Origin of the sequence: Pseudomonas sp. AP19, from assembly GCF_001728855.1 — a bacterium.
Lineage (GTDB): Bacteria > Pseudomonadota > Gammaproteobacteria > Pseudomonadales > Pseudomonadaceae > Aquipseudomonas > Aquipseudomonas fluorescens.
In genome coordinates, this window is the sequence record NZ_LXJP01000017.1 from 73,788 (window position 1) to 99,266 (window position 25,479).

21 protein-coding genes are annotated in these 25,479 nt (G+C 61.3%); 11 read left to right on the forward strand and 10 right to left on the reverse strand.

Features of this window, described 5'->3' with window-relative positions:
- Positions 1–72: 72 nt before the first annotated feature.
- From A7D21_RS14385 to bioB, 8 genes are all read right to left on the reverse strand, one after another.
- A complete protein-coding gene (locus A7D21_RS14385) occupies positions 73–1,362 on the reverse strand; it encodes a diguanylate cyclase (RefSeq protein WP_053258340.1) in 1,290 nt (429 codons plus the stop codon).
- Between the two features lie 205 nt (positions 1,363–1,567).
- Complete coding sequence (locus tag A7D21_RS14390) at positions 1,568–3,373, reverse strand: phenylacyl-CoA dehydrogenase (RefSeq protein ID WP_053258341.1); 1,806 nt, start codon at positions 3,371–3,373, stop codon at positions 1,568–1,570.
- 282 nt (positions 3,374–3,655) lie between these two features.
- Positions 3,656–3,937, reverse strand: coding sequence for a hypothetical protein (locus tag A7D21_RS14395; RefSeq protein ID WP_053258342.1), 282 nt, complete (start codon positions 3,935–3,937; stop codon positions 3,656–3,658).
- Between the two features lie 106 nt (positions 3,938–4,043).
- Complete coding sequence (gene bioD / locus A7D21_RS14400) at positions 4,044–4,724, reverse strand: dethiobiotin synthase (RefSeq protein ID WP_069551980.1); 681 nt, start codon at positions 4,722–4,724, stop codon at positions 4,044–4,046.
- Positions 4,721–5,533 carry a malonyl-ACP O-methyltransferase BioC gene (gene bioC / locus A7D21_RS14405; protein WP_053258344.1) on the reverse strand — a complete coding sequence of 271 codons (813 nt, stop codon included), beginning with the start codon at positions 5,531–5,533 and terminating at the stop codon, positions 4,721–4,723. Before bioC ends, bioD begins: the two co-directional genes overlap by 4 nt.
- Positions 5,526–6,257 (reverse strand): alpha/beta fold hydrolase, encoded by a 732-nt coding sequence (locus A7D21_RS14410; protein ID WP_069551981.1) that lies wholly within the window; start codon positions 6,255–6,257, stop codon positions 5,526–5,528. Before A7D21_RS14410 ends, bioC begins: the two co-directional genes overlap by 8 nt.
- The gene (bioF, locus tag A7D21_RS14415) at positions 6,250–7,431 is read right to left on the reverse strand and encodes an 8-amino-7-oxononanoate synthase (RefSeq protein WP_053258346.1); all 1,182 of its coding nucleotides are present in this window, start codon (positions 7,429–7,431) and stop codon (positions 6,250–6,252) included. Before bioF ends, A7D21_RS14410 begins: the two co-directional genes overlap by 8 nt.
- A 144-nt stretch (positions 7,432–7,575) precedes the next feature.
- A complete protein-coding gene (bioB, locus tag A7D21_RS14420; protein WP_053258347.1) occupies positions 7,576–8,631 on the reverse strand; it encodes a biotin synthase BioB in 1,056 nt (351 codons plus the stop codon).
- Between the two features lie 92 nt (positions 8,632–8,723).
- Here bioB and A7D21_RS14425 point away from each other — a divergent pair, with 92 nt between their 5' ends.
- From A7D21_RS14425 to rarD, 5 genes are all read left to right on the forward strand, one after another.
- Positions 8,724–9,461: a ComF family protein gene (locus A7D21_RS14425; protein WP_069551982.1), complete on the forward strand. Its 738-nt coding sequence runs from the start codon at positions 8,724–8,726 to the stop codon at positions 9,459–9,461.
- 57 nt (positions 9,462–9,518) lie between these two features.
- Positions 9,519–10,283: a TOBE domain-containing protein gene (locus tag A7D21_RS14430; RefSeq protein WP_069551983.1), complete on the forward strand. Its 765-nt coding sequence runs from the start codon at positions 9,519–9,521 to the stop codon at positions 10,281–10,283.
- A gap of 90 nt (positions 10,284–10,373) precedes the next feature.
- Positions 10,374–12,272: a PhoX family phosphatase gene (locus tag A7D21_RS14435; protein ID WP_069551984.1), complete on the forward strand. Its 1,899-nt coding sequence runs from the start codon at positions 10,374–10,376 to the stop codon at positions 12,270–12,272.
- Positions 12,273–12,450: 178 nt separating this feature from the next.
- A complete protein-coding gene (locus A7D21_RS14440) occupies positions 12,451–13,425 on the forward strand; it encodes a serine/threonine protein kinase (protein ID WP_015886213.1) in 975 nt (324 codons plus the stop codon).
- A 177-nt stretch (positions 13,426–13,602) separates the two neighbouring features.
- The gene (gene rarD / locus A7D21_RS14445; RefSeq protein ID WP_053258351.1) at positions 13,603–14,487 is read left to right on the forward strand and encodes an EamA family transporter RarD; all 885 of its coding nucleotides are present in this window, start codon (positions 13,603–13,605) and stop codon (positions 14,485–14,487) included.
- Positions 14,488–14,709: 222 nt separating this feature from the next.
- Here the strand turns inward: rarD and A7D21_RS14450 are convergent, their stop codons facing one another.
- Entirely contained in the window at positions 14,710–15,222 is a 513-nt protein-coding gene (locus A7D21_RS14450; protein WP_053258352.1) for a glycine cleavage system protein R, read from the reverse strand.
- 386 nt (positions 15,223–15,608) lie between these two features.
- On the opposite strand from A7D21_RS14450, the gene A7D21_RS14455 reads away from it, so the two are divergent.
- Positions 15,609–17,786 (forward strand): malate synthase G, encoded by a 2,178-nt coding sequence (locus tag A7D21_RS14455; protein WP_069551985.1) that lies wholly within the window; start codon positions 15,609–15,611, stop codon positions 17,784–17,786.
- Positions 17,787–17,956: 170 nt separating this feature from the next.
- Here A7D21_RS14455 and A7D21_RS14460 read toward each other — a convergent pair whose 3' ends face one another.
- Complete coding sequence (locus A7D21_RS14460; RefSeq protein ID WP_053258354.1) at positions 17,957–18,403, reverse strand: response regulator; 447 nt, start codon at positions 18,401–18,403, stop codon at positions 17,957–17,959.
- Positions 18,404–18,649: 246 nt separating this feature from the next.
- On the opposite strand from A7D21_RS14460, the gene A7D21_RS14465 reads away from it, so the two are divergent.
- The 5 genes from A7D21_RS14465 to A7D21_RS14485 all read left to right on the forward strand — a co-directional run bounded on the left by A7D21_RS14465 (position 18,650) and on the right by A7D21_RS14485 (position 25,451).
- Complete coding sequence (locus A7D21_RS14465) at positions 18,650–20,584, forward strand: putative nucleotidyltransferase substrate binding domain-containing protein (RefSeq protein WP_053258355.1); 1,935 nt, start codon at positions 18,650–18,652, stop codon at positions 20,582–20,584.
- Entirely contained in the window at positions 20,581–21,288 is a 708-nt protein-coding gene (locus A7D21_RS14470) for a PolC-type DNA polymerase III (protein ID WP_053258356.1), read from the forward strand. The genes A7D21_RS14465 and A7D21_RS14470 overlap by 4 nt, the downstream gene beginning before the upstream one ends.
- A 100-nt stretch (positions 21,289–21,388) precedes the next feature.
- A complete protein-coding gene (locus tag A7D21_RS14475; RefSeq protein ID WP_069551986.1) occupies positions 21,389–21,913 on the forward strand; it encodes an RNA polymerase sigma factor in 525 nt (174 codons plus the stop codon).
- On the forward strand, positions 21,904–22,872 hold the full coding sequence (locus tag A7D21_RS14480; protein WP_069551987.1) for a FecR domain-containing protein: 969 nt from the start codon (positions 21,904–21,906) through the stop codon (positions 22,870–22,872). The genes A7D21_RS14475 and A7D21_RS14480 overlap by 10 nt, the downstream gene beginning before the upstream one ends.
- 149 nt (positions 22,873–23,021) lie before the next feature.
- The gene (locus A7D21_RS14485) at positions 23,022–25,451 is read left to right on the forward strand and encodes a TonB-dependent siderophore receptor (protein WP_069551988.1); all 2,430 of its coding nucleotides are present in this window, start codon (positions 23,022–23,024) and stop codon (positions 25,449–25,451) included.
- Positions 25,452–25,479: the final 28 nt, after the last annotated feature.

Consider the following 25,479-nt stretch of genomic DNA (forward strand, 5'->3'; position numbering starts at 1 on the left):
AGATGGTTTCAACCTACTGCCGGCCACGACCGCAAACAATCACTGTAGAACCGCTGAATACACCACCATCACTCAACCGGCAGCGCTTTCCATGCGTACCGCGCCGCGCCGGGTTTGCCCGGCCGCGACCACGCAGTTACGCCCGGCACCCTTGGCGGCGTACAGCGCCTGGTCGGCGGACTTGAGCACTTCCTCAGGGCTGCGCTGTTCAGCCTGGCGCTCGGCCACACCGATGCTGACCGTCACCGACACACTCGACGCGCCGCTGCCTGCGCGGCGTTGACGGCCCTGTTGGTCGTCATGGGGACGGTCTGGGTTGCGCAGCTTGATGTCGTAGCTGGCGATGATCTCGCGGATCTCCTCCAGGTGCGGCATGCATTCATCGAGGGTCTTGCCTGCAAAGACCACGGCAAACTCTTCCCCGCCGTATCGATAGGCCCGCCCGCCACCATTGACCTTGGACAGCTTGCTGGCCACCAGGCGCAATACCTGGTCGCCGACGTCATGCCCGTGGGTGTCGTTAAACCGTTTGAAGTGATCGACATCACTCATCGCCAACACATAATTGCGCCCCAGGCGCTGCATCCGCTCGTTAAGTGCGCGGCGGCCCGGCAAGCCGGTGAGTTCATCACGAAAGGCCATTTGATAGGCCTCATGCGCCACACCGGCCGCGATCATCAGCATGACCTGGCTGCACATGATGTTCAGGGTGAACGGCAGGATGAAGGTTTGCGGCAACATCCAGAACAGCCCCAGCAAACCGACCAACTGCGCAGCGTGCAGAGGCCGCGGCTGGTACCAGTACTGCGCTGCCAGGGTGACAAAACCTATCAGGAACATGGGGTACGACAATTGGATCAGGCTCATCCAACTGCCGTGCAACGCCGGCCAACGAATCTCCGCCAGCCAGTTCAGCAAGGCCTGTGGGAAACTTTGCTCCAGCGCCAGCGCCACACTGCTGATGGCAAGCAGCACCGCGCAACGGGCCACGAAGTCGCGGAACAGGTGGGTTTTCTCCTGCCACAGCGCATAGATGCTGAACAGCAGCGGCAGCAACAGGCAACACAGATGAAAGACCACCGCCGCGTCTTCGCGGACACGGCCGTTGTCGCGGTAGTAATCGGTCTGGGCGTCCAACAGGAAGTAAACCACATACACCGTGATCATCAGGAACAGCTCACGTTGGCGACGATACACCGCGCAGTACGAACCGCCGAGCAACAGCACAAGGGTAGGCAACACGTTGAACAGTGAGGTGAAGAAGACGTTGAGATCTTTGACGTACGCAGCCGAGAGCCCGGCCAGTAACAGCAGTAATGAAGGAAGAAAATGACTGAAACGTACAGCCGACACGCGCAACAAGGGTAAAGCTCCGACCCGCTCAAAAAAGATGGCACAGTGCCCTGACTGCGCACAGTTAAGCACACTCAGTGTGACCTGTATCACATTGCCATCACTGTAACGGCAGCCAATAGCAATCCCTGAGTGCGGGGCTGTGTTTTTTATCAGCCAACAAAAAACCGCCGCTCCCAAGGGAAGCGGCGGCTCTCGAAAGACCCGGTAAGGCTTAGTAAGCCAGGCCGAAGTCTTCTTCTTTCATGTCCATCAGGTTGCTGGCGCCCGACAGCATGGTTGCAACGTGGGTGCGGGTACGCGGCAGAATGCGCTGGAAGTAGAAGCGCGCAGTCTGCAGTTTGGCGGTGTAGAACGCTTCTTCAGTGGTGCCGGCAGCCAGTTTCTCGGCAGCCAGGCGCGCCATGTCGGCCCAGAAGTAAGCCAGGCACGCGTAGCCGGAGTACATCAGGTAATCCACCGAAGCGGCGCCGACTTCTTCACGGTCTTTCATCGCGGCCATGCCGACCTTCATGGTCAACTCGCCCCATTCCTTGTTCAGTGCAGCCAGCGGTGTCACAAACTCTTTGACCGCTTCAACACCTTCGTTGGCCTGGCAGAACTTGTGCACGATCTTGGTGAAGCCCTTGAGCGCTTCGCCTTGAGTCATCAGCACTTTACGGCCGAGCAGGTCCAGCGCCTGAATGCCGGTGGTGCCTTCGTACAGCATCGAAATGCGGCTGTCGCGAACGTTCTGCTCCATGCCCCACTCGGCGATAAAGCCGTGGCCGCCGTAGATCTGCACGCCGTGGTTAGCGGACTCAAAACCAACTTCGGTCATGAATGCCTTGGCGATCGGCGTCATGAATGCCAGCAGGCCGTCGGCCTGTTTTTTGGCTTCGTCGTCGGTGCCGTACTTGACGATGTCCACTTGCTTGGCGGTGAAGTACACCATCGCACGGTTGCCTTCGGCGAAGGCTTTCATGGTCAGCAGCATGCGGCGCACGTCAGGGTGCACGATGATCGGATCAGCCGCTTTGTCCGGCGCTTTCGGGCCAGTCAGGGAGCGCATTTGCAGACGATCGCGAGCGTATTTCAGGCCGCCCTGGAAGCCGATTTCAGCGTGGGCCAGGCCTTGCAGTGCGGTGCCCAGGCGAGCGGTGTTCATAAAGGTGAACATGCAGTTCAGGCCTTTGTTCGCCGGGCCGATCAGGAAACCGGTGGCCGCGTCAAAGTTCATCACGCAGGTGGCGTTACCGTGGATGCCCATTTTGTGCTCCAGGGAGCCACAGGTCACCGCGTTGCGCGCACCGATCGAGCCATCTGCGTTCGGCAGGAACTTGGGCACGATGAACAGCGAGATACCTTTGGTGCCGGCCGGTGCGTCCGGCAGGCGAGCCAGCACGATGTGGACGATGTTGTCGGCCATGTCGTGTTCACCGGCCGAGATGAAGATCTTGGTGCCGGAGACTTTGTAGGAGCCGTCCGCCTGAGGCTCGGCCTTGGTGCGCAGCATGCCCAGGTCGGTGCCGCAGTGAGGTTCGGTCAGGCACATGGTGCCGGTCCACTCACCCGAGACCAGTTTGGTCAGGTAAGCGTTCTGCTGTTCCGGGGTGCCGTGCTCGGAGATGGTGTTCATCGCACCGTGGGACAGGCCCGGGTACATGCCCCACGACCAGTTGGCTTCACCGACCATTTCGCTGACAGCCAGGCCCAGGGATTCCGGCAGGCCTTGGCCACCGTGCTCAACGTCGTGAGCCAGGCTTGGCCAGCCGCCTTCGACGAACTGCTTGTAGGCTTCTTTAAAACCAGCAGGGGTCTTAACGCCTGACTCGCTCCAGGTGCACCCTTCGATGTCACCCACGCGGTTCAACGGTGCCAGCACTTGCTCACAGAACTTGGCGCCTTCCTCGAGAATGGCGTCAACCATGTCCGGGGTAGCGTCCTGGCAAGCCGGCAGGCTCTGATAGTGCGCTTCATAGCCGAGCAGTTCGTCACGAACGAAGCGAATATCACGCAAGGGGGCCTTGTAGTCAGGCATAGCGATAAACCTCTGCTGATGTATCTGGGATGAACAACCGCGTGGATTTGTTATGGCGGTCAAACAGGTGTTTGAAACATACGTTTACGACCTAGGGTTGTCAAGCATCGCACCGAAGCCGTTTGTCATGACGCGCATCAATGCCACGCACGGCAAGGCCTGCGGCGCAGTGCCACGTTTAAAAGGAGTTTAGAAGTTCAGCGAGATGTCGCAGGACAATGTGGGAGCCAGCGCCCACACACGCCAGCTCCCGCAGACAGCGAGAGCCGGGTTATGAGGCGTTTAAGCGTAGGTGTCGATCAAGGTGCCGAGCATTTCATTCGAAGCCTTGGCGACTTTGGCGCCCAGCTCCACTTGAAACTTGCCCTGGGCCATTTCGACCATATTGCTCGCCGAGTTGGACGGCTGAGCGCGATCGTTGGCTTGCAAACGGTCGCTTTGGGCGTCGGAGGGCTGGGTCGTCGCGGCGCTGGCAATGTTGCCGGCGGCCTGATCGACGCGGTTCTGCCCGGCCTGAATAGTGCTCAGCCCCGAATAAAACGCGCTGCTTCCAGAGATTTCCATGGCGTAAGCCTGCCTTTAGAGAATCGTGAACCTGAATTGAAGCAGAGATCCTGGCAAAACGCTCGTCAAAAACACTAATGGCATAATGCCTTAGCGATAGCCAAAATCAGTCAAGCAGGTCCAATTCCAGGTACTCAGCCACGGCTTCGGCGCTGGCGTGCTTGAGTTTCGGCACTCGCCCCAGGCATGGCGCAGGCAAGCGTTCCGCCAGGGTGGCGAGGTTCTCTTCCAGACGAGAGGTCTTCGGGTCGATGATATTCGCCACCCAGCCAGCCAACGGCAAACCGTCGCGCGCGATGGCTTCAGCGGTGAGCAGGGCATGACTGATACAGCCAAGGCGCACGCCCACCACCAGGATCACCGGTAGCTTGAGCGCCATGGCCAGGTCCGACAGGTTGTCCTGATCGGCCAGCGGCACACGCCAGCCGCCCGCGCCTTCAATCAGGGTGAAATCTGCCTGCCGGGCGAGTATTTGCTGCATCGGCTTCAAGAGCGATTGCACCGTCAGTGCAACGCCCGCTTCGCGCGCCGCCAGGTGAGGCGCGATGGCCGGCTCTAATGCCACCGGGTTGACTTCGGCATAACTCAGCGGCAACGAACATTCAGCCAGCAGCGCCAACGCGTCGGCATTGCGCAGACCTTTGGGCGTCACCTGACAGCCGGAGGCCACCGGCTTTCCGGCCGCGGTACTTTTGCCCGCGAGCCGAGCGGCATGCAGCAGGCCGGCGGCGATGGTGGTCTTGCCGACATCAGTGTCGGTGCCCGTGATGAAGTAAGCGGCGCTCATAGAGGTTTCTCCAGTACGGCATACACCACTTGATACGTGGCGGGCAGGCCCCGGGCCTGACGGAACTGCTCGTAAGCGTCCACCAGTGCAACAATCCGCGCGCGTCCCGTCAACCCTCCCGGGCGACCCGGGTTGAGGTTATGTGCGCCCAACGCTTTGAGTTCGTGGGTGAGGCTGCGCACATCCGGGTAGTGCAGCACATGGGGCCGGCGCTCCAGGCTCACCACCCGCAAGCCGCTGGCGGCGCACAGCTGTTGATAAGCCTCGAAGGTGCGGAAACGGTTGACGTGCACCCACCCATCCGCCGCCCGCCAACTTTCGCGCAATTCATCCAGGGTGCCCACGCACAGGCTCGCGAACGCCAGCACGCCGCCGGGATGCAGCACGCGATGGGCCTCGCTGAGCACAGCGTCGAAGTTCGCACACCATTGCACCGCCAGGCTGGAAAAGATCAACCCGCAACTGTCGGCCTGCAAAGGCAGGCGCTCGGCATCCCCGGCGATGAAATGCTCGGCACCGCCCAATGGCCGCGCGTGGTTGAGCATGCCCTCGGCAATATCCAATGCCACGCCCTGGCTGGCCGGTAACCGTTCGGCCAATACGCGGCTGAAAAACCCCGTGCCGCAGCCCAGGTCCAGCCAGCGTTGCGGCGCGCTGCCCGGCGGCAAGCGAGCCAGCAGTTCAGCCCCCACTGCGCGCTGCAACTCGGCCACGCTGTCATAACTGGCCGCCGCACGGGAAAACGACGCCGCCACCTGGCGCTTGTCCGGCAAGGCACCCGGCAGTGGGGGGTGGGATAAATCAGTCATCAACGCACTCATGCAAAAAAGCCTGGATGGCCCCCGCTACACCTTGAGGGTCCTCCAGAAGAAAAGCGTGGCCGGCCTGTTCAATCAGGCCGATTTCAACATCAGGCAGCAGGGCCAGCAGGTCGCTCGCGGCTTCGGCGGGCACCAGGCCGTCCAAACCGCCAAACAGGTGCAGTTGCGGGCCGCGGTAGGCTTGCAAGGCCGCGCGGGTATCCAGTTGCGCGAGCAGTTCCAGGCCCGGCATCAGCGCATTGGAAGGCGTATTCGGTGCCCCGCTGACCAACAAGCGCGAAAGCCCGCGCGGGTCTTCGGCGCCCTTGGCGCACAGCAGGCCGAAGCGTTTGAGGGTGACCTGGGAATCAGCGTGGCAACCGGCAAGAAACGCATCGAACGTTTCGGCGGGCATCGCGTTGGGCCAGCGCGCATGTGCGACAAAACTCGGGTTGCTCGCCAACGTCAGCAGGCCGCAGCAACGCTCGCCACGTCGCGCCGCCAACTCGGAGGCGAGCATGCCGCCCAGTGACCAGCCGCCCAGCCAGGCGTTGTCCGGCAGCGTGGCGTCGAGTTCGTCGAGCCATTCATCCAGATCACTCGAGGCCAGCGTCGGCAAGGGCTCAATGTGCACGTGCAGGTGTTCGTCGAGGCCGCGCAACGCGGCGGCCAAAGGCTCCAGCGGGGAAACGCCAAGGCCCCAGCCAGGCAGCAATATCAGTCGATCACGCATGGTCGGGCTCCGTGATGCTTAACAACCGGAAACACTCTTCCAACCCGCTTAACAATAGTTGCACCTGTGCCTCGCTGTGGGCCGCCGTCAATGTCACGCGCAGTCGGGCACTGCCGGCGGGCACGGTAGGCGGGCGGATAGCGGTCACCATCAGGCCGCGCTCGCGCAGCATCTGTGACAGGCGCATGGCCTTGGCGCTGTCGCCGATCATGATCGGCTGGATCGGCGTAAAGCTGTCCATCAATGCCAGGCCGATCTGCTCGGCCCCCCGACGGAACTGGCGGATCAGGTTATTGAGGTGCTCGCGTCGCCACTGTTCGGTGCGCAGCAGCTCGAGGCTCTTCAAGGTTGCACAGGCCAATGCCGGCGGCTGGCTGGTGGTATAGATATACGGCCGGGCGAACTGGATCAGGCTCTCGATCAGCTCATCGCTGCCCGCCACAAACGCCCCGGCGGTGCCAAATGCTTTGCCCAGGGTGCCGACCAGCACCGGCACGTCCTCCTGGCTCAGGCCGAAGTGCTCGACGATCCCGCCACCCTTGGCGCCCAACGGGCCAAAACCATGGGCGTCGTCCACCATTAACCAGGCGCCTTTCGCGCGGGTTTCGCGGGCCAGCGCGGGCAGGTCGGCCAGGTCGCCGTCCATGCTGAACACCCCATCGGTGACCACCAGGGTATTACCGGTCGCCTTCTCCAGCCGTTTGGCCAGACTGTCGGCGTCGTTATGCAGATAGCGGTTGAATCGCGCCCCCGACAATAAGCCTGCGTCCAGCAGCGACGCATGGTTGAGCCGGTCTTCCAGGACCGTATCGCCCTGCCCTACCAGCGCGGTGACCGCGCCGAGGTTGGCCATATAGCCGGTGGTAAACAGCAGCGCACGCGGGCGCCCCGTCAGGTCGGCCAGGGCTTCTTCCAGTTCGTGGTGCGGCGTGGCATGGCCGACCACCAAGTGCGAAGCGCCACCGCCCACGCCCCAACGGGACGCACCGACGCGCCAGGCTTCGATCACTTGCGGGTGATTGGCCAGGCCCAGGTAATCGTTATTGCAGAACGCCAACAGCGGTTGGCCGTCCACCACCACTTGCGGACCTTGCGGGCTGTCCAGCAAGGGGCGTTGACGGTAAAGGTGTTCGGCACGGCGGGCAGCGAGACGCGCGGCGAGATCAAAAGACATGCAGGCCTCGGCAGATCAGGTGGAACTCGGTCAAAAATGTGGGAGCGAGGTTGCTCGCGAAGGCGGTGTATCAGTCACTGTATCTATCAACTGACCGATCGCCTTCGCGAGCAAGCCCGCTCCCACATTTGGAGTGCATTTCAATCAAACAACAGCGTTATAAAACTGCTCGCTGCTCTTTTGCTCCACCAGCGCCTGCTCAATCGCCGCCTGATGCACTTCATCGGCATGCTCTTCGCGGGCTTCCGGCAGGATGCCCAGGCGCCCGAACAGTTGCATGTCCTTGTCTGCCTGAGGGTTGGCGGTGGTCAGCAATTTGTCGCCGTAGAAGATCGAATTGGCACCGGCAAAAAACGCCAGGGCCTGCATTTGCTCGTTCATCGCCTCACGACCGGCCGACAGGCGCACATGGGATTGCGGCATCAGGATGCGCGCCACGGCCAACATGCGGATGAAATCGAATGGGTCGATGTCTTCAGCGTTTTCCAGCGGCGTACCGGCCACCTTCACCAGCATGTTGATCGGCACCGACTCCGGATGCTCCGGCAGGTTGGCCAACTGGATCAGCAAGTTGGCGCGGTCGTCGAGGGACTCGCCCATGCCGAGGATGCCGCCCGAACAGATCTTCATCCCGGAATCGCGCACATAAGCCAGGGTTTGCAAACGCTCGCCGTAGGTGCGGGTGGTGATGATGCTGCCGTAGAACTCGGGCGAGGTGTCGAGGTTGTGGTTGTAGTAGTCGAGGCCGGCCTGCGCCAGGGCTTGCGTCTGGTCCTGGTCGAGACGCCCGAGGGTCATGCAGGTTTCCAGGCCCATGGCCTTCACGCCTTTGACCATTTCCAGCACGTACGGCATGTCTTTGGCCGATGGGTGTTTCCAGGCGGCGCCCATGCAGAAGCGGGTCGAACCGATGGCCTTGGCGCGAGCGGCCTCTTCGAGGACCTTCTGCACCTCCATCAGCTTTTCTTTTTCCAGGCCAGTGTTGTAGTGGCCCGACTGCGGACAATATTTGCAATCTTCCGGGCAGGCACCGGTTTTGATCGACAGCAAGGTCGACACCTGCACCCGGTTGGCGTCGAAATGCGCGCGGTGCACGGTCTGCGCCTGGAACAATAGGTCATTGAAGGGCTGTACAAACAGCGCTTTGACTTCGGCTAAGGACCAATCGTGACGCAGGGTGGCAGTGGTGCTGGCGCTCATGGGCGATTCCTTGATTATGCTTGGGCTTTCGCTGTGGGAGGGGCAATACCCACAGGCACGACACGGATGCTCGGCATATTTAAGGAAGATTCATGCACTGTCAACCCGAATACAAACACAAGGTTTACATCTGGTTAAAAAACAACCAGGCGTGTTTAATCTGCGATGAAGCCACGGAATCGAGCCATTGCGTGTGCAACGTCTGCGAAATCGAGCTGCCGTGGCTAATGGACGCCTGCGACATCTGTGCGCTGCCGCTGCCGATGGATGGATTGGTCTGCGGCCAATGTCAGAAGCAACCACCGGCCTTTAAACGAGTGATTGCGCCCTGGACCTACAGCTTCCCGGTCGACACCCTTATCAGCCGCTTCAAACACCAGTCGCGCTGGCCGCTCGGCCATCTGCTCGCGGGTTTATTGGGACAACACCTGCAACACCGCTTCGACAATGCTGAACTCACCCGGCCCGACTGCCTGCTGGCGGTGCCCATGGCGCGCAAACGTCTGCGGCAACGGGGTTTCAATCAGGCCTTGATGCTGGCCCGCTGGCTCAGCGAAGACCTCGACCTCCCACACAATGAACAGGTGTTGTTACGCCCCCATGAAACCGTCGCGCAACAAGCCCTGGACGCCAAGACCCGCAAACGCAACCTGCTCACGGCGTTTTCACTGGCGCCCGGCGCCCACGTGCAAGGCCGCCACTTCGCGCTGGTGGACGACGTACTCACCACCGGCGCCACCGCCCACAGTGTGGCCCGGCTGTTGCTGGAAGCCGGTGCGCGCCAGGTCGACGTCTATTGCCTGGCACGCACGCCAAAACCCGGTACATGACTTGACTCCCGTGCGCCACGCCTGCAACGTCGGCTGACCTTATCCAAGCGTGCGCACATGTCTCTGCCGACCTCCCTCAGCCAACACATCCTCCGCCGTCCCCAGCGCATCGCCCTGCTGGCGCATATCACCGAGCAGGGGTCGATCACCCGCGCGGCCAAAAGCGCTGGTTTGAGTTACAAGGCGGCCTGGGACGCCATCGATGAACTGAATAACCTGGCGCAAAAGCCGCTGGTTGAACGCAGCGTCGGCGGCAAGGGCGGCGGCGGCGCCAGGCTGACGGCCGAAGGTGAGCGCGTGTTGCGCCTCTATCAGCGCCTGCAAGTGCTGCAGGCGCAGGTACTCGGTTCGGCCGAAGATGCCAGCGACTTCAACCTGCTGGGCCGCTTGATGCTGCGCACCAGCGCGCGCAACCAGCTGCATGGTCAGGTCAGCAGCATTGAGAGCCACGGCCGCAATGACTTGATCCGTCTGCAACTGTCCGGTGGCCTGAGCCTGAAGGCGCAGATCACCCACGACAGCACGCAGCGGCTGGAACTTGAGATCGGCACAGAAGTGGTGGCCCTGATCAAGGCCGGTTGGCTGGAGTTACTCGCCATCGAGCAAGCTGCAACACCTGGACACAATTGCCTGAGCGGTGTCATCGACACGGTTTTCGACGCCGATGACGGCCCCAGCGAAGTGCGTATCGCCCTGCCCAATGGCCAGGTTTTGTGCGCCCTGGCGCAGCCGGCCGCGCTCAAGGGATTGAACGCCGCCGACGGCCAACCGATCCAGGTGCAGTTCTCGCCCAGCAACGTGTTGCTCGGCACGCCGGTGTAGCGGGCAGGCGCACAGCGCGGGCCTTCAAACTGCAACAATTTCGTCATGACTGCTCCTTAAGGTGTCTGCAAAAACCGCAGGGAGCCTGACATGAGCTTATTAGAAGAAAACCAAGCCACTGACCTTGAACAGATGGTCGGCCTCACCCGCCGGCGTTTTATCGGCGCCGGCGCCCTGTGTGGCGCAGCGATGTTCCTGGGCGGCAACCTGCTGACGCGCAGCGCAATGGCCGTGAATGCCGCGACCGCCAGCCCATTGCTGGGCTTTGCCAGCATCGCCGCTGCCACTAGCGACGCCATCACCTTGCCGCCCGGCTACAGCGCCTCGGTATTGATCAGTTGGGGCCAGCCGCTGCACACCCATGGCCCGGCCTTTGACCCGTCCGGCAACGGCAGCGCCCAGGCCCAGGAGCAGCAATTCGGTGACAACAACGACGGCATGAGCCTGTTCGCCTTCCCCGGCGACGACAACCGCGCACTGATGGCGATCAACAACGAATACACCAACTACCGCTACCTCTACGCCCACGGCGGCGCACCGCAGTCTGCCGAAGACGTGCGCAAGGCCCAGGCCAGCGAAGGTGTGTCGGTCATCGAAGTGCGGCGCAAGGGCGACACTTGGCAGTTCGTCCAGGACTCGCGCTACAACCGGCGCATCCACGGCAACTCGCCGATTCGCCTGAGCGGCCCGGCCGCAGGGCATGAATGGCTGAAAACCAGCGCCGACAAAACCGGCAAAAAAGTCCTCGGCACCTTCCAGAACTGCGCCAACGGCAAGACGCCGTGGGGCACTTATCTGACGTGCGAAGAGAACTTCACCGACTGCTTCGGCAGCAGCAACCCCCAACAAGCCTTCGACGCCGGGCAAAAGCGCTACGGCGTGGTGGCCGCCAGCAAAGAGATCAACTGGCACCCGCACGACCCGCGCTTCGACATGGCCAAGAACCCCAATGAGCTCAACCGACATGGCTGGGTGGTGGAAATCGACCCGTTCGACCCGAAGTCCACGCCGGTCAAACGCACTGCCCTTGGCCGCTTCAAGCATGAAAACGCCGCGCTGGCAGAAACCCGCGACGGGCGTGCCGTGGTGTACATGGGCGACGACGAGCGCGGTGAGTTCATCTACAAATTTGTCAGCCGCGACCCGATCAATCATCACAACCCGAAAGCCAACAAGGACCTGCTCGACCACGGCACGCTCTACGTGGCCATTTTCGACGCAGGCGACGGCAATGCCGATCATCCCAAAGGCAAAGGCGAATGGGTCGAGCTGACCCACGGCAAAAACGGCATTGACGCCAGCAGCGGTTTCGCCAGCCAGGCCGAAGTGCTGATCCATGCGCGCCTGGCCGCCAGCGTGGTGAAAGCCACCCGCATGGACCGCCCGGAATGGATCGTGGTCAGCCCCACCGATGGCCAGGTCTATTGCACCCTCACCAACAACGCCAAGCGCGGCGAGGAAGGCCAACCCGTTGGCGGGCCTAACCCGCGCGCGAAAAACGTCTACGGCCAGATCCTGCGCTGGAAGGCCGATGCGGATAACCACGGCGCCTCGACCTTCACCTGGGACCTGTTTGTAGTGGCCGGCAACCCGGGTGTGCATGCCGGTACGCCCAAAGGCGGCTCTGCCAACATCAACCCGCAAAACATGTTCAACAGCCCTGATGGCTTGGGTTTCGACAAGGCCGGGCGCTTGTGGATCCTGACCGACGGCGACTACAGCAACGCGGGCGACTTCGCCGGCATGGGCAATAACCAGATGCTGTGTGCCGACCCGACGACCGGCGAAATTCGTCGTTTCATGGTCGGGCCGGTGGCGTGTGAGGTCACGGGGATCAGCTTTTCGCCGGATCAGAAGACCCTGTTCGTGGGAATTCAGCACCCGGGGGAAACCGGTGGTTCGACCTGGCCGGAGCATCTGCCCAACGGTAAACCGCGCTCGTCAGTGATGGCGATTCGGCGGGATGACGGTGGGGTCGTCGGCGCCTGACAGGGCCTCATCGCGAGCAAGCCAGCTCGCACAATTGACCGCATTCCAAAGGTGGCACTCGGGCAATTGTGGGAACGGGCTTGCCTGTGCAGGCGTCCGCACAGCCACCACCTATCTATGCGCGGGTGCGTTACCATACCGAGCCGGACGCGGCGCCCTGCTGCGCGCAGGAGTTTGCATGGCCCATCCGTTTGAAACACTCACCCCCGACCTGGTACTCGACGCTGTCGAAAGTATCGGTTTTCTCAGCGATGCTCGCGTTCTGGCGCTCAACAGCTACGAAAACCGTGTGTATCAGGTGGGCATCGAAGACTCCGAACCGCTGATCGCCAAGTTTTACCGGCCCCAGCGCTGGACCAATGAAGCGATCCTCGAAGAACACCGCTTCACCTTCGAACTGGCCGAATGCGATGTGCCGGTGGTCGCGCCCATGATCCATAACGGAGAAAGCCTGTTCGAACACGCCGGTTTTCGCTTCACCCTGTTTCCACGCCGGGGTGGCCGTGCGCCGGAGCCGGGTAATCTCGATCAGCTGTATCGCCTGGGGCAGTTGCTCGGCCGTTTGCATGCGGTCGGCTCCACCCGCCCGTTCGAACACCGCGAAGCGCTGGGCGTGAAGAACTTCGGTCACGATTCCCTCAACACCTTGCTGGAAGGCAATTTCATTCCCAAGAGCCTGCTGCCGGCATACGAGTCCGTGGCGCGCGACCTGCTCAAGCGTGTGGAAGAGGTGTACAAGGCCACGCCGCACAAGAACATCCGCATGCACGGCGATTGCCACCCCGGCAACATGATGTGCCGCGATGAAATGTTCCATATCGTCGACCTCGATGACTGCCGCATGGGCCCGGCCGTCCAGGACCTGTGGATGATGCTCGCCGGGGACCGTCAGGAATGCCTGGGCCAGCTGTCGGAATTGATGGACGGCTATCAGGAATTCCACGACTTCGACCCCCGCGAACTGGCACTCATCGAACCACTGCGCGCCTTGCGCCTGATGCACTACAGCGCCTGGCTGGCACGACGCTGGGATGACCCGGCGTTCCCGCACAGCTTCCCGTGGTTCGGCAGCGAGCGGTATTGGGGTGATCAGGTGCTGGCGTTGCGTGAGCAACTGTCGGCCCTCAACGAAGAACCGCTGAAACTGTTCTGACCCTGGCTCTGCTTCTTGTGGGAGCCGGCTTGCCGGCGATGCAAACAACTCGGTGCATCCGTCGCACCAAGGTGAGGTCATCACAGGCACGCCAGTTCCCACAGAAAAGCCAATCCCACCTGCGGACAAAAATCCTTACAATCGCGCTTTGATAGCTGCCTAAGCAAGGATTCCGCAATGCACGCCGCCAACCCCCGCAAGGGTTACATCCTGGGCCTGAGTGCCTATGTCATCTGGGGCCTGTTCCCGCTCTACTTCAAAGCCATCGCCAGTGTTCCCGCCGCCGAAATCATCGTGCACCGCGTGTTGTGGTCGGCGCTGTTCGGCGGTTTGCTGTTAATGGTGTGGAAACACCCGGGCTGGTTCCGTGAGCTGCGCGACAACCCCAAGCGCCTGGCTATTCTGGCACTCAGTGGCTCGTTGATTGCGGCTAACTGGCTGACCTATGTGTGGTCGGTGAACAGCGGACGCATGCTGGAAGCGAGCCTGGGTTATTACATAAACCCGTTGGTGAATGTGCTGCTGGGCATGCTGATTCTCGGCGAACGCTTGCGGCGCTTGCAGTGGATAGCCGTCGGGCTGGCGGCGGTGGGTGTGGCGCAACAGGTGTGGCAAGTCGGCAGTTTGCCGTGGGTGTCGCTGGTGCTGGCGCTGACCTTTGGCTTTTATGGGTTGATCCGCAAGCAGGCACCGGTCAAGGCGTTGCCGGGGCTGGTGGTGGAAACCTGGATGCTGGTGCCGATTGCCGTGGCCTGGTTGCTGTTCAACCCGTCGGCCCACAGTGCCCAGCTTGAATTCTGGAGCACCTCCGAAGCCTGGTGGCTGGTGGCTGCAGGCCCGGTGACGCTGATCCCGCTGGTGTGTTTCAACGCCGCTGCGCGGCATTTGCCCTACACCGCGCTGGGCTTTTTGCAGTACGTCGCGCCGACGCTGGTACTGCTCGAAGCGGTGCTGCTGTTCGGTGAGCACCTGGCACCGAGCACGCTGATTGCCTTCGCTTTTATCTGGGCCGGCCTGGTGGTCTACAGCCTGGATGCCTGGCTGACCGTGCGCAAACGCTGATCAAATAACGTACAAACCTCTGCAAGCCACAGCGTGCATGGCTTGCAGACATCCACCCCAAGGTTATCCACAACCTGATCCCCGCCATTTGTGCACAAGCCGTTGAAACTGCTCGTTTTTTGCTCAGCCGACGGAGAACCACGGCGCACGTGGCCTGGCGCCGGGTCTCTACAGGTTATCCACAGGCCCATGCAAGATTTCCATGCATAACCCTGTGGGCCGTTATTCCTCGCTGCGCAGTTCCACCATCAAGTCATCCGCCAAGGTTTCCAAAGATTCCTGCAGCGTCTCCAGGGACAGGGTTGACGGCACCCGCAACAGCGCCTCGGCATTGAATAGCGGATCACCGCTCATCGGGGCCGGACGCACATCAGTGCTCAAGCGCTCCAGGTTGACGCCCTGCTTGCTCAACAGCGCGGTAATCTCGCGCACAATCCCCGAACGGTCATTGCCCACCAGCGTCATCAAGATTGGCTTGGCGTCCAACGCCTGCCCGGTACTGCCCTCGCCCACCAGCACACGAATGCCATGGGTGGATAAATCCTCCAGCGCATTCACCAGGTCCTGACGGCTCTGCGTGGGAACGCTGACCCGCAGGATCCCGGCAAATTGCCCAGCCATGTGGGCCATTCGGCTTTCCAGCCAGTTGCCGCCGTGAGCGGCGATGTTCTGTGCGATGCGTTCAACCAAGCCGGGTTTGTCGGCGGCGATAATAGTGAGTACAAGATGGTCCATGGCGAAGCCCTCTGAATTCAATCTACAAGGTGGACGCAGGCGCCCTCGAAAACAAATCGTGTACCATTTTTATATTTATCTGGAACAATCCAATAGTTTTTTGAGAACATCCCGTTATCCGCTGTGACCGCATGACCAAAATGGGTCGCTAAACGACGTATTTAGTCTAATTTTCACAACCGCAAGTCATCATGTAGTATGCCCAATCGCGCACTACATAACGTTAGGTCGATGTCTGCCAAGGCACCCAAGTACTGCGTCAACCCTCTCGCCCAGCCGCCTGCACGGCATGTACTGGGAATGGGTTCGTGGTTTAAATGGCCAGAGGCTTCATTGGTAAATTGAAAAGCTGAAAAGCGCATTAGCTCCGCAGAGTGAGGCAAGCAATGACTGAACACGTTCAAGTCGGTGGCCTGCAGGTCGCCAAAGTCCTGTTCGACTTCGTGAATAACGAAGCCATTCCCGGTACCGGCATCACTGCCGACCAGTTCTGGGCCGGCGCCGACAAGGTCATCCACGACCTGGCACCGAAGAACAAAGCCCTACTCGCCAAACGCGACGATTTCCAAGCGCGGATCGACACCTGGCACCAAACCCATGCCGGCCAGGCCCACGACCCGGTGGCCTACAAAGCCTTCCTGCAAGACATCGGATACCTGCTGCCAGAAGCCGCAGACTTCCAGGCCTCGACCCAAAACGTCGATGACGAAATCGCCCGCATGGCCGGCCCACAGCTGGTGGTTCCGGTGATGAACGCCCGTTTCGCCCTCAACGCCTCAAACGCGCGCTGGGGCTCGCTGTATGACGCGCTGTATGGCACCGACGCCATCAGCGAAGCCGACGGCGCCGAAAAGGGCAAGGGTTACAACAAAGTGCGTGGCGACAAGGTGATTGCCTTCGCCCGTGCCTTCCTCGACGAAGCCGCGCCGCTGACTGCCGGCAGCCACGTCGACTCCACCGCTTACAAGATCGTTGATGGCAAGCTGGTCGTCGGCCTCAAGGGCGGCAGCAACAGCGGCCTGCGCGACGATGCCCAGTTGATCGGTTTCCAGGGCCCGGCGGCCCAGCCGATTGCGATCCTGCTGAAGCACAACGGCCTGCACTTCGAAATCCAGGTCGACGCCAGCACCCCGGTCGGCCAGACCGACGCCGCCGGCGTCAAAGACGTGCTGATGGAAGCCGCGCTGACCACCATCATGGACTGCGAAGACTCGGTCGCCGCTGTCGATGCCGATGACAAAGTGGTGATCTACCGCAACTGGCTCGGCCTGATGAAAGGCGACCTTGCCGAAGAAGTGGCCAAAGGCGGCAAGACCTTCACCCGCACCATGAACGCCGACCGTGTCTACACCGGCGTCGATGGCCAGGACGTGACCCTGCACGGCCGCTCGCTGCTGTTCGTGCGCAACGTTGGCCACTTGATGACCATCGACGCGATCCTCGACAAAGACGGCAACGAAGTACCGGAAGGTATCCTCGACGGCCTGCTCACCAGCCTGGCAGCGATCCACAGCCTCAACGGCAACAGCAGCCGCAAGAACAGCCGTACCGGTTCGGTGTACATCGTAAAACCGAAGATGCATGGCCCCGAAGAAGCGGCGTTCACCAACGAGCTGTTCGGCCGCATCGAAGACGTGCTGAACCTGCCGCGCAACACCCTCAAAGTCGGGATCATGGACGAGGAGCGCCGCACCACGGTCAACCTCAAGGCCTGCATCAAGGCGGCCAGCGAGCGTGTGGTGTTTATCAACACCGGCTTCCTCGACCGCACCGGCGACGAGATCCATACCTCCATGGAAGCCGGCGCGATGGTGCGCAAGGCCGCCATGAAGGCGGAAAAATGGATCGGCGCCTACGAGAACTGGAACGTCGATATCGGCCTGAGCACCGGCCTGCAAGGGCGTGCGCAGATCGGTAAAGGTATGTGGGCAATGCCCGACTTGATGGCGGCGATGCTCGAACAGAAAATCGCTCACCCTATGGCCGGCGCCAACACCGCCTGGGTGCCATCGCCAACGGCGGCTGCACTGCACGCGCTGCACTATCACAAGGTCGACGTGTTCGCGCGCCAGGCCGAACTGGCCAAGCGCGAGCGTGCGTCGCTGGACGATATCCTGACCATTCCTCTGGCCAGCAATTCCGATTGGTCCGACGAAGAAATCCGGAATGAGCTGGACAACAACGCCCAGGGCATCCTTGGCTATGTGGTGCGTTGGATCGATCAGGGCGTGGGCTGTTCGAAAGTGCCGGACATCAACGACGTCGGCCTGATGGAAGACCGCGCTACGCTGCGGATCTCCAGCCAGCACATCGCCAACTGGCTGCGCCACGGCGTTGTCAACGAAGCCCAAGTGATGGAAAGCCTCAAGCGCATGGCGCCGGTGGTCGACCGTCAGAATGCCGGTGACGCGCTGTATCGCCCTCTGGCCCCGGACTTCGACAGCAACATCGCGTTCCAGGCAGCGGTGGAATTGGTGATTGAAGGGGCCCAGCAACCCAATGGTTATACCGAGCCGGTGTTGCACCGTCGGCGTCGGGAGTTCAAGGCCAAGAACGGCTTGTAAATGAAAAGGCCCTGATCGCGAGATCAGGGCCTTTTCATTGGGTAGTGTGGTGGTTGTGACGCTTTGGCGAGCAAACCCGCTCCCACACTCGACGGCATTTCTACAGGAGGCATGCGCTCAAATGTGGGAGCGGGCTTGCTCGCGAAGACACCTGCACGGTCAACAGATACTCAAGAAGCCATCCCCAACTCACGCTTCACCATCTTCGCCAGCTTGACGCTGTCGATCGGCTTGAGCATGAAGTCCACCACACTCATGTGCATGGCATCGATGACGTCGCGCGCGTCTGCGTCCCCCGACATGATGATGATCGGCAGCGCTGCTCGGGCAGAGCTGCGCACTTGCTGGATCAGTTCCAGGCCATTGCTCGGTGCCATGCGCAGGTCGGTGATCAGTAAACCGATGGAGCTGCTGGACTCCAACAAATCCCATGCCGTCTCACCATTGTCAGCGGTCATGCAGCGAATGCCGTCCAGCCCCAAGATCTCCGCCAGCAATTCACGCGCGTCTTTGTCGTCATCGACAATCAACACCCGTTGTGGCGGTAAATCAGGCTCCAGCATCACGGCGCTCAGCGCCTCGCGCTCGGCATCACTCAAAATATCGTGGTCGGACATACGTTTCTCAGCAGTTCTATTCAATCTCCCAGCACACTCGTCAGACATCTGCGGAAGGGCGAACAATGTGCACTTCGTCGGAAAGTTTGCCTAGTGGGCGTTCTACCGGGTTTTAACACTAGCCATCTAAGGTTTTTCCCTAGTCGTGAATCGTTTTCCCGCGAACTAGACTTACGTCCAATGGGCACCCGGAGCACGGGGGCTGACCATAAAGGACGATAACGACAAGAAACTGCGGTCACTCTTATGAGTAAAGCTGATGCTTTCACCCAGGCGGGAAAAACCGCCGTGTTGCAGAACATCCACGGCACCCTGCAATTCCTGCAACGCTTTCCCCCGTTCAACCAGATGGAAAACGCCCACTTGGCGTTTCTGGTGGAACAGTGCCAACTGCGTTTCTATGGCCCTGGCGAGAGCATCCTCAAGCCATCGGGCGGGCCGGTGGAGCATTTTTATATCGTCAAGCAAGGCCGCGTCGTCGGCGAACGCCCGCAGTTAAATCAGGAAGCGGCCGAAACCACCTTCGAAATCACCACCGGTGAGTGCTTCCCTCTTGCCGCACTGCTGGGCGAACGGGCGACGCGCACCGAGCACAAGGCCGCCGAAGATACGTTTTGCCTGCAACTGAACAAGCCGGCGTTTATCAAGCTGTTCGCCCTCTCCAGTGCGTTTCGCGATTTCGCCCTGCGCGGTGTCAGCAGCTTGCTGGACCAGGTCAACCAGCAGGTGCAGCAAAAAGCCGTAGAGACCCTCGGCACCCAGTACTCGCTGAACACTCGTCTTGGCGAATTGGCCATGCGCCATCCGGTCACCTGCAGCCCGGACACGCCGCTGCGCGAGGCGGTGACGCTGATGCACGAGCAACAAGTGGGCAGCATCGTGATCGTCGACGAGCACAAGGCGCCCTTGGGGATATTCACCCTGCGCGACCTGCGCCAGGTGGTTGCCGACGGCACCAGTGATTTCAATCAGGCGATTGACGGCCATATGACCCAGGCGCCGTTCTTCCTCAGCCCGGACCACAGCGCCTTCGACGCCGCCATCGCCATGACCGAGCGGCATATCGCCCATGTGTGCCTGGTGAAAGACCAGCGCCTGTGTGGCGTGGTGTCCGAACGCGACCTGTTTTCCCTGCAACGGGTTGACCTGGTGCACTTGGCCCGCACCATCCGCAATGCGCCCCGGGTCGAAAACCTGGTGGCGATACGCGGTGAAATCGGCCAACTGGTGGAACGCATGCTCGCCCACGGCGCGTCGTCCACCCAGATCACGCACATCATTACCTTGCTCAACGACCACACCGTGTGCCGGGTGATCGAGCTGACGCTGGCCGACAAAGGCGACCCCGGCGTGCCGTTCAGTTGGCTGTGTTTCGGCAGCGAAGGCCGTCGCGAGCAGACACTGTTTACCGATCAGGACAACGGCATTCTGTTCGATGCCAAGGACGCCGCCGAAGCCGCAGCGATTCGCGGCCGCTTGTTGCCCCTGGCGCAGCAGATCAACCAGAGCCTGGCGCTGTGCGGCTTCAGTTTGTGCAAGGGCAATATCATGGCCGGTAACCCCGAACTGTGCCTGTCGCGGGCCGAGTGGGCGCGGCGCTTCGGTGCGTTTATTCGCGAGGCGACGCCGGAGAACCTGCTGGGCTCAAGCATCTATTTTGACTTGCGCGTGGTGTGGGGCGACGAACAGGGCTGTGAGCAATTGCGCCAGGGCATTCTGGATCAAGTCGCGGATAACCGGCTGTTCCAACGCATGCTGGCCGAGAACGCCTTGCGCCAACGCCCGCCGGTAGGGCGTTTCCGCGATTTTGTGCTGACGCGCAAAGGTGGCGAAAAAGCCACACTCGATCTTAAGGTGCAGGGCCTAACGCCGTTTGTGGACGGTGCTCGCCTACTCGCCCTGGCCAACGGCGTCCACGCCATCAATACCCTGGAGCGCCTGCGCCAGTTGGTGGACAAGGAAGTCATTGAGCCACTCGACGGCGCGGCATACGAAGAGGCCTATCACTTTATCCAGCAAACCCGCATGCAGCAGCACCAGTTGCAAAGCCGCGAGAACCAGGCCTATTCCAACCGTGTCGACCCTGACAGTCTCAACCACCTGGATCGGCGCATCTTGCGTGAATCCCTGCGTCAGGCCCAGCGCCTGCAAAGCAGCCTGACCTTTCGGTACCAGCTGTGAGCCTGTTCAGTTGGCTACGGACAAAAAAGCCCGGGCTGGACGCAACCCAGCAACTGCGCCTGGCGCAACTGCCCAAACCTGTGGGGTTGGGGACTGGCTCTCTGCGCAGCCAGCGCTGGGTAGTGGTCGACCTGGAAACCAGCGGCCTGAACCTCAACCGAGACCAGGTACTGTCCATCGGTGCCGTGGTCATCGAGGACGGCGCGGTGGACTTCTCGCAAATGTTCGAGCGCACCCTGCAACGTGCCGAAACAAAACTCAGCCCCAGTGTATTGATCCACGGCCTCGGCCCCAGTGCCATCGCTGCCGGCAGCGACCCGGTCGAAGCCCTGCTGGATTTCATGGCGTTTGTCGGCGACAGCCCGATGCTGGCGTTTCATGCACCGTTCGATCAACACATGCTGTGCCGTGCACTCAAGGACAGCTTGGGCTATCGGCTGAGCCATCCGTTTCTCGATGTTGCAGACATCGCCCCACTGCTGTGCCCCGAAGCGAATATCCGCGAAGCCGGCCTCGACGACTGGATCAACCACTTCAAGCTGCAAGTGGGCGAACGCCATCACGCCAGCGCCGATGCACTGGCCACGGCTGAGCTGATGCTCATCCTGTTTAACCGCGCACAGCAGCAAGCAATCGCCAGCCCTCAAGCGCTGCAAGAGCGCCTGAGCCAATGGAAACGCCGCAAACAAGCGCCAGCGTTTTAGTGGCACCGCCCGACAGACGCCAATTGCGCCCACTCCCTGCCTCTGACACAATCGCGAATAATTCTCGTTAGTTTAAACCTCTTGTTTATTCGGTGATGCCTTGTCGTCGGTCCAGACCCCACACAGTGAGCTTGTTGGCGCGTTATACCGCGACCATCGTGGCTGGCTGTTGGCGTGGCTGCGCCGCAACGTGGCCTGCCCGAGCCGCGCCGAAGACTTGAGCCAGGACACGTTCATGCGCCTGCTGGGCCGTGAAGAGTTGCGCGAACCGCGCGAGCCACGGGCGTTCCTGGTGTCGATCGCCAAAGGGCTGCTGTTCGACTACTTTCGCCGCGCAGCCCTGGAACAGGCTTACCTCAGCGAGCTGATGCTGCTCCCGGAAAGCGAACAGCCGTCGCCCGAAGAACAGCAATTGATCCTCGAAGACCTCAAGGCCATCGACCACCTGCTCGCCAAACTGTCGAGCAAGGCCCGCGCCGCCTTCCTCTATAACCGCCTCGACGGCCTGGGCCACGCCGAAATCGCCCGGCGTCTCGGTGTGTCGGTGCCTCGCGTGCGTCAGTACCTGGCCCAGGGCATTCGCCAGTGCTACGTCGCGCTGTATGGCGAGCCGGCGTGCCCGTGATCAGCTCCAAACCGGTCTCGGCCCGCGTGCTGGACGCGGCAATTGCCTGGCAACTGTCCCTCGACTCGGGCGACGGCAGCCTGGTGGCGCAGGAAGAGTTCGCCAAATGGCTGGCCGGCGATGAAGAACATGCGCGCGCCTGGCGCCAGTTGGGCATGCTCGACCAGCGTTTCAGCAGGGCGTCGGGCCCGGCGCGGGCGGCGTTGGTGCAGTCTCGCGAGAGCCTGCGCCAGCGCGTGCGCAAACTTGGCCGCGGCCTGGCAAGTATCGCGCTGGTGTGCGGCCTGGTGGTGTTTGCCGGTGAGCGCTACGTGCCGATCCACTATTGGCTGGCCGACCAGCGCACGGCCACCGGCGAGCAGCGCACGCTGAAACTCGCGGATGGCACGCTGATCAACCTCAACACCCACAGCGCCATCGACGTGCGCTTCGATGAAAAACGCCGGCTGATCGTGTTGCAGGAAGGCGAGATGCTGGTCGAAACCGGCCACAACGATGCGCGCCCCTTCTATGTACAAACCCGCGATGGCAGCCTGCGGGCGCTGGGCACGCGGTTTATCGTCAAGCGCGAAGACGACGCCACGCGCCTGAGCGTGCTGCAGTCAGCGGTGGCTGCTCAGCCACAGGCACTGCATCACGAACAGATTTTCAGCGAAGGCCAGCAAGTGCTGATGCGCAGCGACAGTCTCGGCCCCGTGCTGGCCGTCACGCCCGCCACCGACGCCTGGACACGCGGCATGCTGGTGGTCGACAACGCCCGCCTGGGCGACGTGGTCGAGGAGCTCAGCCGCTATCGCACCGGCTACCTGGGCGTGAATAACACCGTGGCCGACCTGCGCATCACCGGCAGCTTCCCGCTGCATGACACCACCCTGGCGCTGAACGCCCTGCTGCCGACCTTGCCGGTGCAGATCGAGCAGCGCACGCCGTGGTGGGTGACCGTTACCGCCAAGCCTTAGGTTATGCGGTGCATGGGCTGTAGCTTGCGCGGCCCTGAAAAACGCTTCAAATACCCGACTCAAAAAATATCTTCGCTCAGCCCTATCACTTTTCGAATCTCGCTCGGCACATAGGCAATTGAGAAATATTTCCATTCAGGAGCCGCCCCATGTCCCGCACGCTAGACACCCTGTTGCGCCCCAGCCTGTTAGCCGTGGCCATTGCCCTCAGCACGCCGCTGACTAGCACCTCGCTGATCGCCGCTGAACAGGCCTCGAACGTGCACGCCTACAACCTGCCCGCCGCGCCGCTGGCCAGCACCCTGAACCAGATCGCCAGCCAGGCGGGCCTGGCGCTGACCCTTAACCCGGCGCTGGCGTCGGGCAAAACCTCGGCACCGGTGAAGGGCCAGTACGATGCGCAAGGCGCGCTGCGTGAGGCCTTGCGTGGGACAGGGCTGCAGTTGGAACAGAGCAGCGCCGGGACGTTTACGCTGGTGGTAATTCCGGAAGGCGTTGTGGCGTTGCCGGAGACCAGCATCATTGGGCAAGGCGACACTGAAAGTGCCTGGGGCCCGGTGACAGGCTATCTGGCAACGCGCACCGCTGCCGGCACCAAGACCGACACGGCACTGGTCGAAGCACCGCGCTCGATCTCCATTGCCACCCGCGAACAGATGCAGGATCGCAACGTCCAGAACCTCGATGACGCCGTCAAATACATGCCCGGCATCGTATCGTCCAGTTACGGCAGCGACACCCGCTACGACTGGATGCGCGTGCGCGGCTTCGAGCCCACGCAATTCCTCGACGGCCTGCCACTGCCACGCGGTGTGTACGCCAACCCGAAAGCCGAAACCTGGAACCTGGACCGCCTCGCCCTGCTGCGCGGCCCTGCCTCGTCGATCTACGGCCAGACACCACCGGGCGGCCTGCTGGACATGGTCAGCCGCCGTCCCAGCGCTGAATCGAGCAACGCCATCCAAGTGCAGTACGGCAGTGACAACTACCGCCAGATCAACTTCGCCAGTACCGGCAAGGTCGATGATGAAGGGCAGTTCCTGTATGGCATCAGTGGCGTGGTACGCGATGCCGGCACTCAGGTCGACCATATCGACAACAAGCGCTACAACATCGCGCCCAGCCTGACCTGGAACATCGACCCGGATACCAAGCTGACACTGCTCTCGCAGTTCACCCGTGACGATACCGGCACTACCAGCCAGTTCATGCCCATTCAGGGCACCAAGATCAAATCACCACTGGGCAAGGTTTCCCACCACAAGAACCTCGGCGATCCGGATTACGAGTTCTACGACCGTACTTACTACGCGTTGGGCTATGCGTTCGAACACCGTTTCAACGATACCTGGCAGTTCAAACAGAACCTGCGTTACACCAAATCGGAGCTGGACTTCCAGCAACTGACCGTAGGCTCCTATGCGTTTTCCCCGGCTGATGCGGCGGGCAATATCAGCCGGTCTACCACCAACGTTGACGAAAGCATTGGCCAGTTCGCGGTGGACAACCATTTCCAAGCCGACTTCGCCAGCGGCGACATCCGCCATACAGTACTGCTCGGCCTCGATCACCAGCGTACCGACACCTCGTACCGCGCCCTATACGGCACGGCATCGAGTATCAACATCTTCAACCCGATCAACACTCAGCCGACTGTACGCCCGACGGATGTCCGACCGTTCTACGACTACAACCAGAAAACCGTACAAACCGGTCTCTACGTGCAGGACCAGATGGCCCTGGACAAGTGGCGCCTGACCTTGGGTGGGCGTGAAGACTGGGTGCACCAGGGCACCACCTATTTCAACGACAACGATGCGACCAACACCGACCGCATCAAACACTTCAGTGGCAATGCGGCGCTGAGCTATGTGTTCGACTCGGGCTTCGTACCGTACCTGTCCTACGCCGAGTCCTTCCAACCCGCGAGCAACGCCGATACAACCGCGCTCAAGACGTTTAAACCGACCGAAGGCAAGCAATGGGAAATGGGGGTCAAATATCAGCCGCCAGGTTCCAACACGCTGCTGAGTGCGGCGGTTTACGACCTCACCCAAAAAAATGTGCAGGTGACCACCCTCGGCGCAGGGGGCCAGCAAATCAACAGCCAGACCGGCGAAGTGAAGGTCAAGGGCCTGGAGCTGGAAGCAGTGTCTGACGTGACCGAGAACCTCAAGGTCATCGCCGCCTACACCTTGGCAAAATCCGAAGTACAAAAAGGCCTTTACACAGGTAACCGCCTGACATTGATGCCAAACCAGCAAGCCTCGCTGTGGACTGACTACACCTGGCACAGCGGCGTACTTGACGGTTTCGGGATTGGCTTGGGTGCCCGCTACACCGGCAACACCTATGGCGATCAGGCCAACACCTGGTTGGGTAAGGCCAACGCCTACACCGTGTTCGATGGTTCGGTGCACTACGACTTGGGCCGTCTGGATAACAGCCTCAAAGGCGCGTCGGTTAAATTGAACGCCACCAACCTGTTCAACAAAGATTACCTGTCCACCTGCGATGGCAACTACTGCTACTTCGGCGACCAGCGCAGCGTAGTCGCCAGCGCCACCTACCAGTGGTAATCAGCTGAGTTAATAATCAGGCCGTCCT

Bases quoted from the DNA above. Each gene is read 5' to 3' on its own strand.
- A7D21_RS14390 (WP_053258341.1), bottom strand. From the start codon at position 3,373: ATGCCTGACTACAAGGCCCCCTTGCGTGATATTCGCTTCGTTCGTGAC.
- A7D21_RS14395 (WP_053258342.1), bottom strand. From the start codon at position 3,937: ATGGAAATCTCTGGAAGCAGCGCGTTTTATTCGGGGCTGAGCACTATT.
- bioD (WP_069551980.1), bottom strand. From the start codon at position 4,724: ATGAGCGCCGCTTACTTCATCACGGGCACCGACACTGATGTCGGCAAG.
- bioC (WP_053258344.1), bottom strand. From the start codon at position 5,533: ATGACTGATTTATCCCACCCCCCACTGCCGGGTGCCTTGCCGGACAAG.
- A7D21_RS14410 (WP_069551981.1), bottom strand. From the start codon at position 6,257: ATGCGTGATCGACTGATATTGCTGCCTGGCTGGGGCCTTGGCGTTTCC.
- bioF (WP_053258346.1), bottom strand. From the start codon at position 7,431: ATGTCTTTTGATCTCGCCGCGCGTCTCGCTGCCCGCCGTGCCGAACAC.
- bioB (WP_053258347.1), bottom strand. From the start codon at position 8,631: ATGAGCGCCAGCACCACTGCCACCCTGCGTCACGATTGGTCCTTAGCC.
- A7D21_RS14425 (WP_069551982.1), top strand. From the start codon at position 8,724: ATGCACTGTCAACCCGAATACAAACACAAGGTTTACATCTGGTTAAAA.
- A7D21_RS14430 (WP_069551983.1), top strand. From the start codon at position 9,519: ATGTCTCTGCCGACCTCCCTCAGCCAACACATCCTCCGCCGTCCCCAG.
- A7D21_RS14435 (WP_069551984.1), top strand. From the start codon at position 10,374: ATGAGCTTATTAGAAGAAAACCAAGCCACTGACCTTGAACAGATGGTC.
- A7D21_RS14440 (WP_015886213.1), top strand. From the start codon at position 12,451: ATGGCCCATCCGTTTGAAACACTCACCCCCGACCTGGTACTCGACGCT.
- rarD (WP_053258351.1), top strand. From the start codon at position 13,603: ATGCACGCCGCCAACCCCCGCAAGGGTTACATCCTGGGCCTGAGTGCC.
- A7D21_RS14450 (WP_053258352.1), bottom strand. From the start codon at position 15,222: ATGGACCATCTTGTACTCACTATTATCGCCGCCGACAAACCCGGCTTG.
- A7D21_RS14455 (WP_069551985.1), top strand. From the start codon at position 15,609: ATGACTGAACACGTTCAAGTCGGTGGCCTGCAGGTCGCCAAAGTCCTG.
- A7D21_RS14460 (WP_053258354.1), bottom strand. From the start codon at position 18,403: ATGTCCGACCACGATATTTTGAGTGATGCCGAGCGCGAGGCGCTGAGC.
- A7D21_RS14465 (WP_053258355.1), top strand. From the start codon at position 18,650: ATGAGTAAAGCTGATGCTTTCACCCAGGCGGGAAAAACCGCCGTGTTG.
- A7D21_RS14485 (WP_069551988.1), top strand. From the start codon at position 23,022: ATGTCCCGCACGCTAGACACCCTGTTGCGCCCCAGCCTGTTAGCCGTG.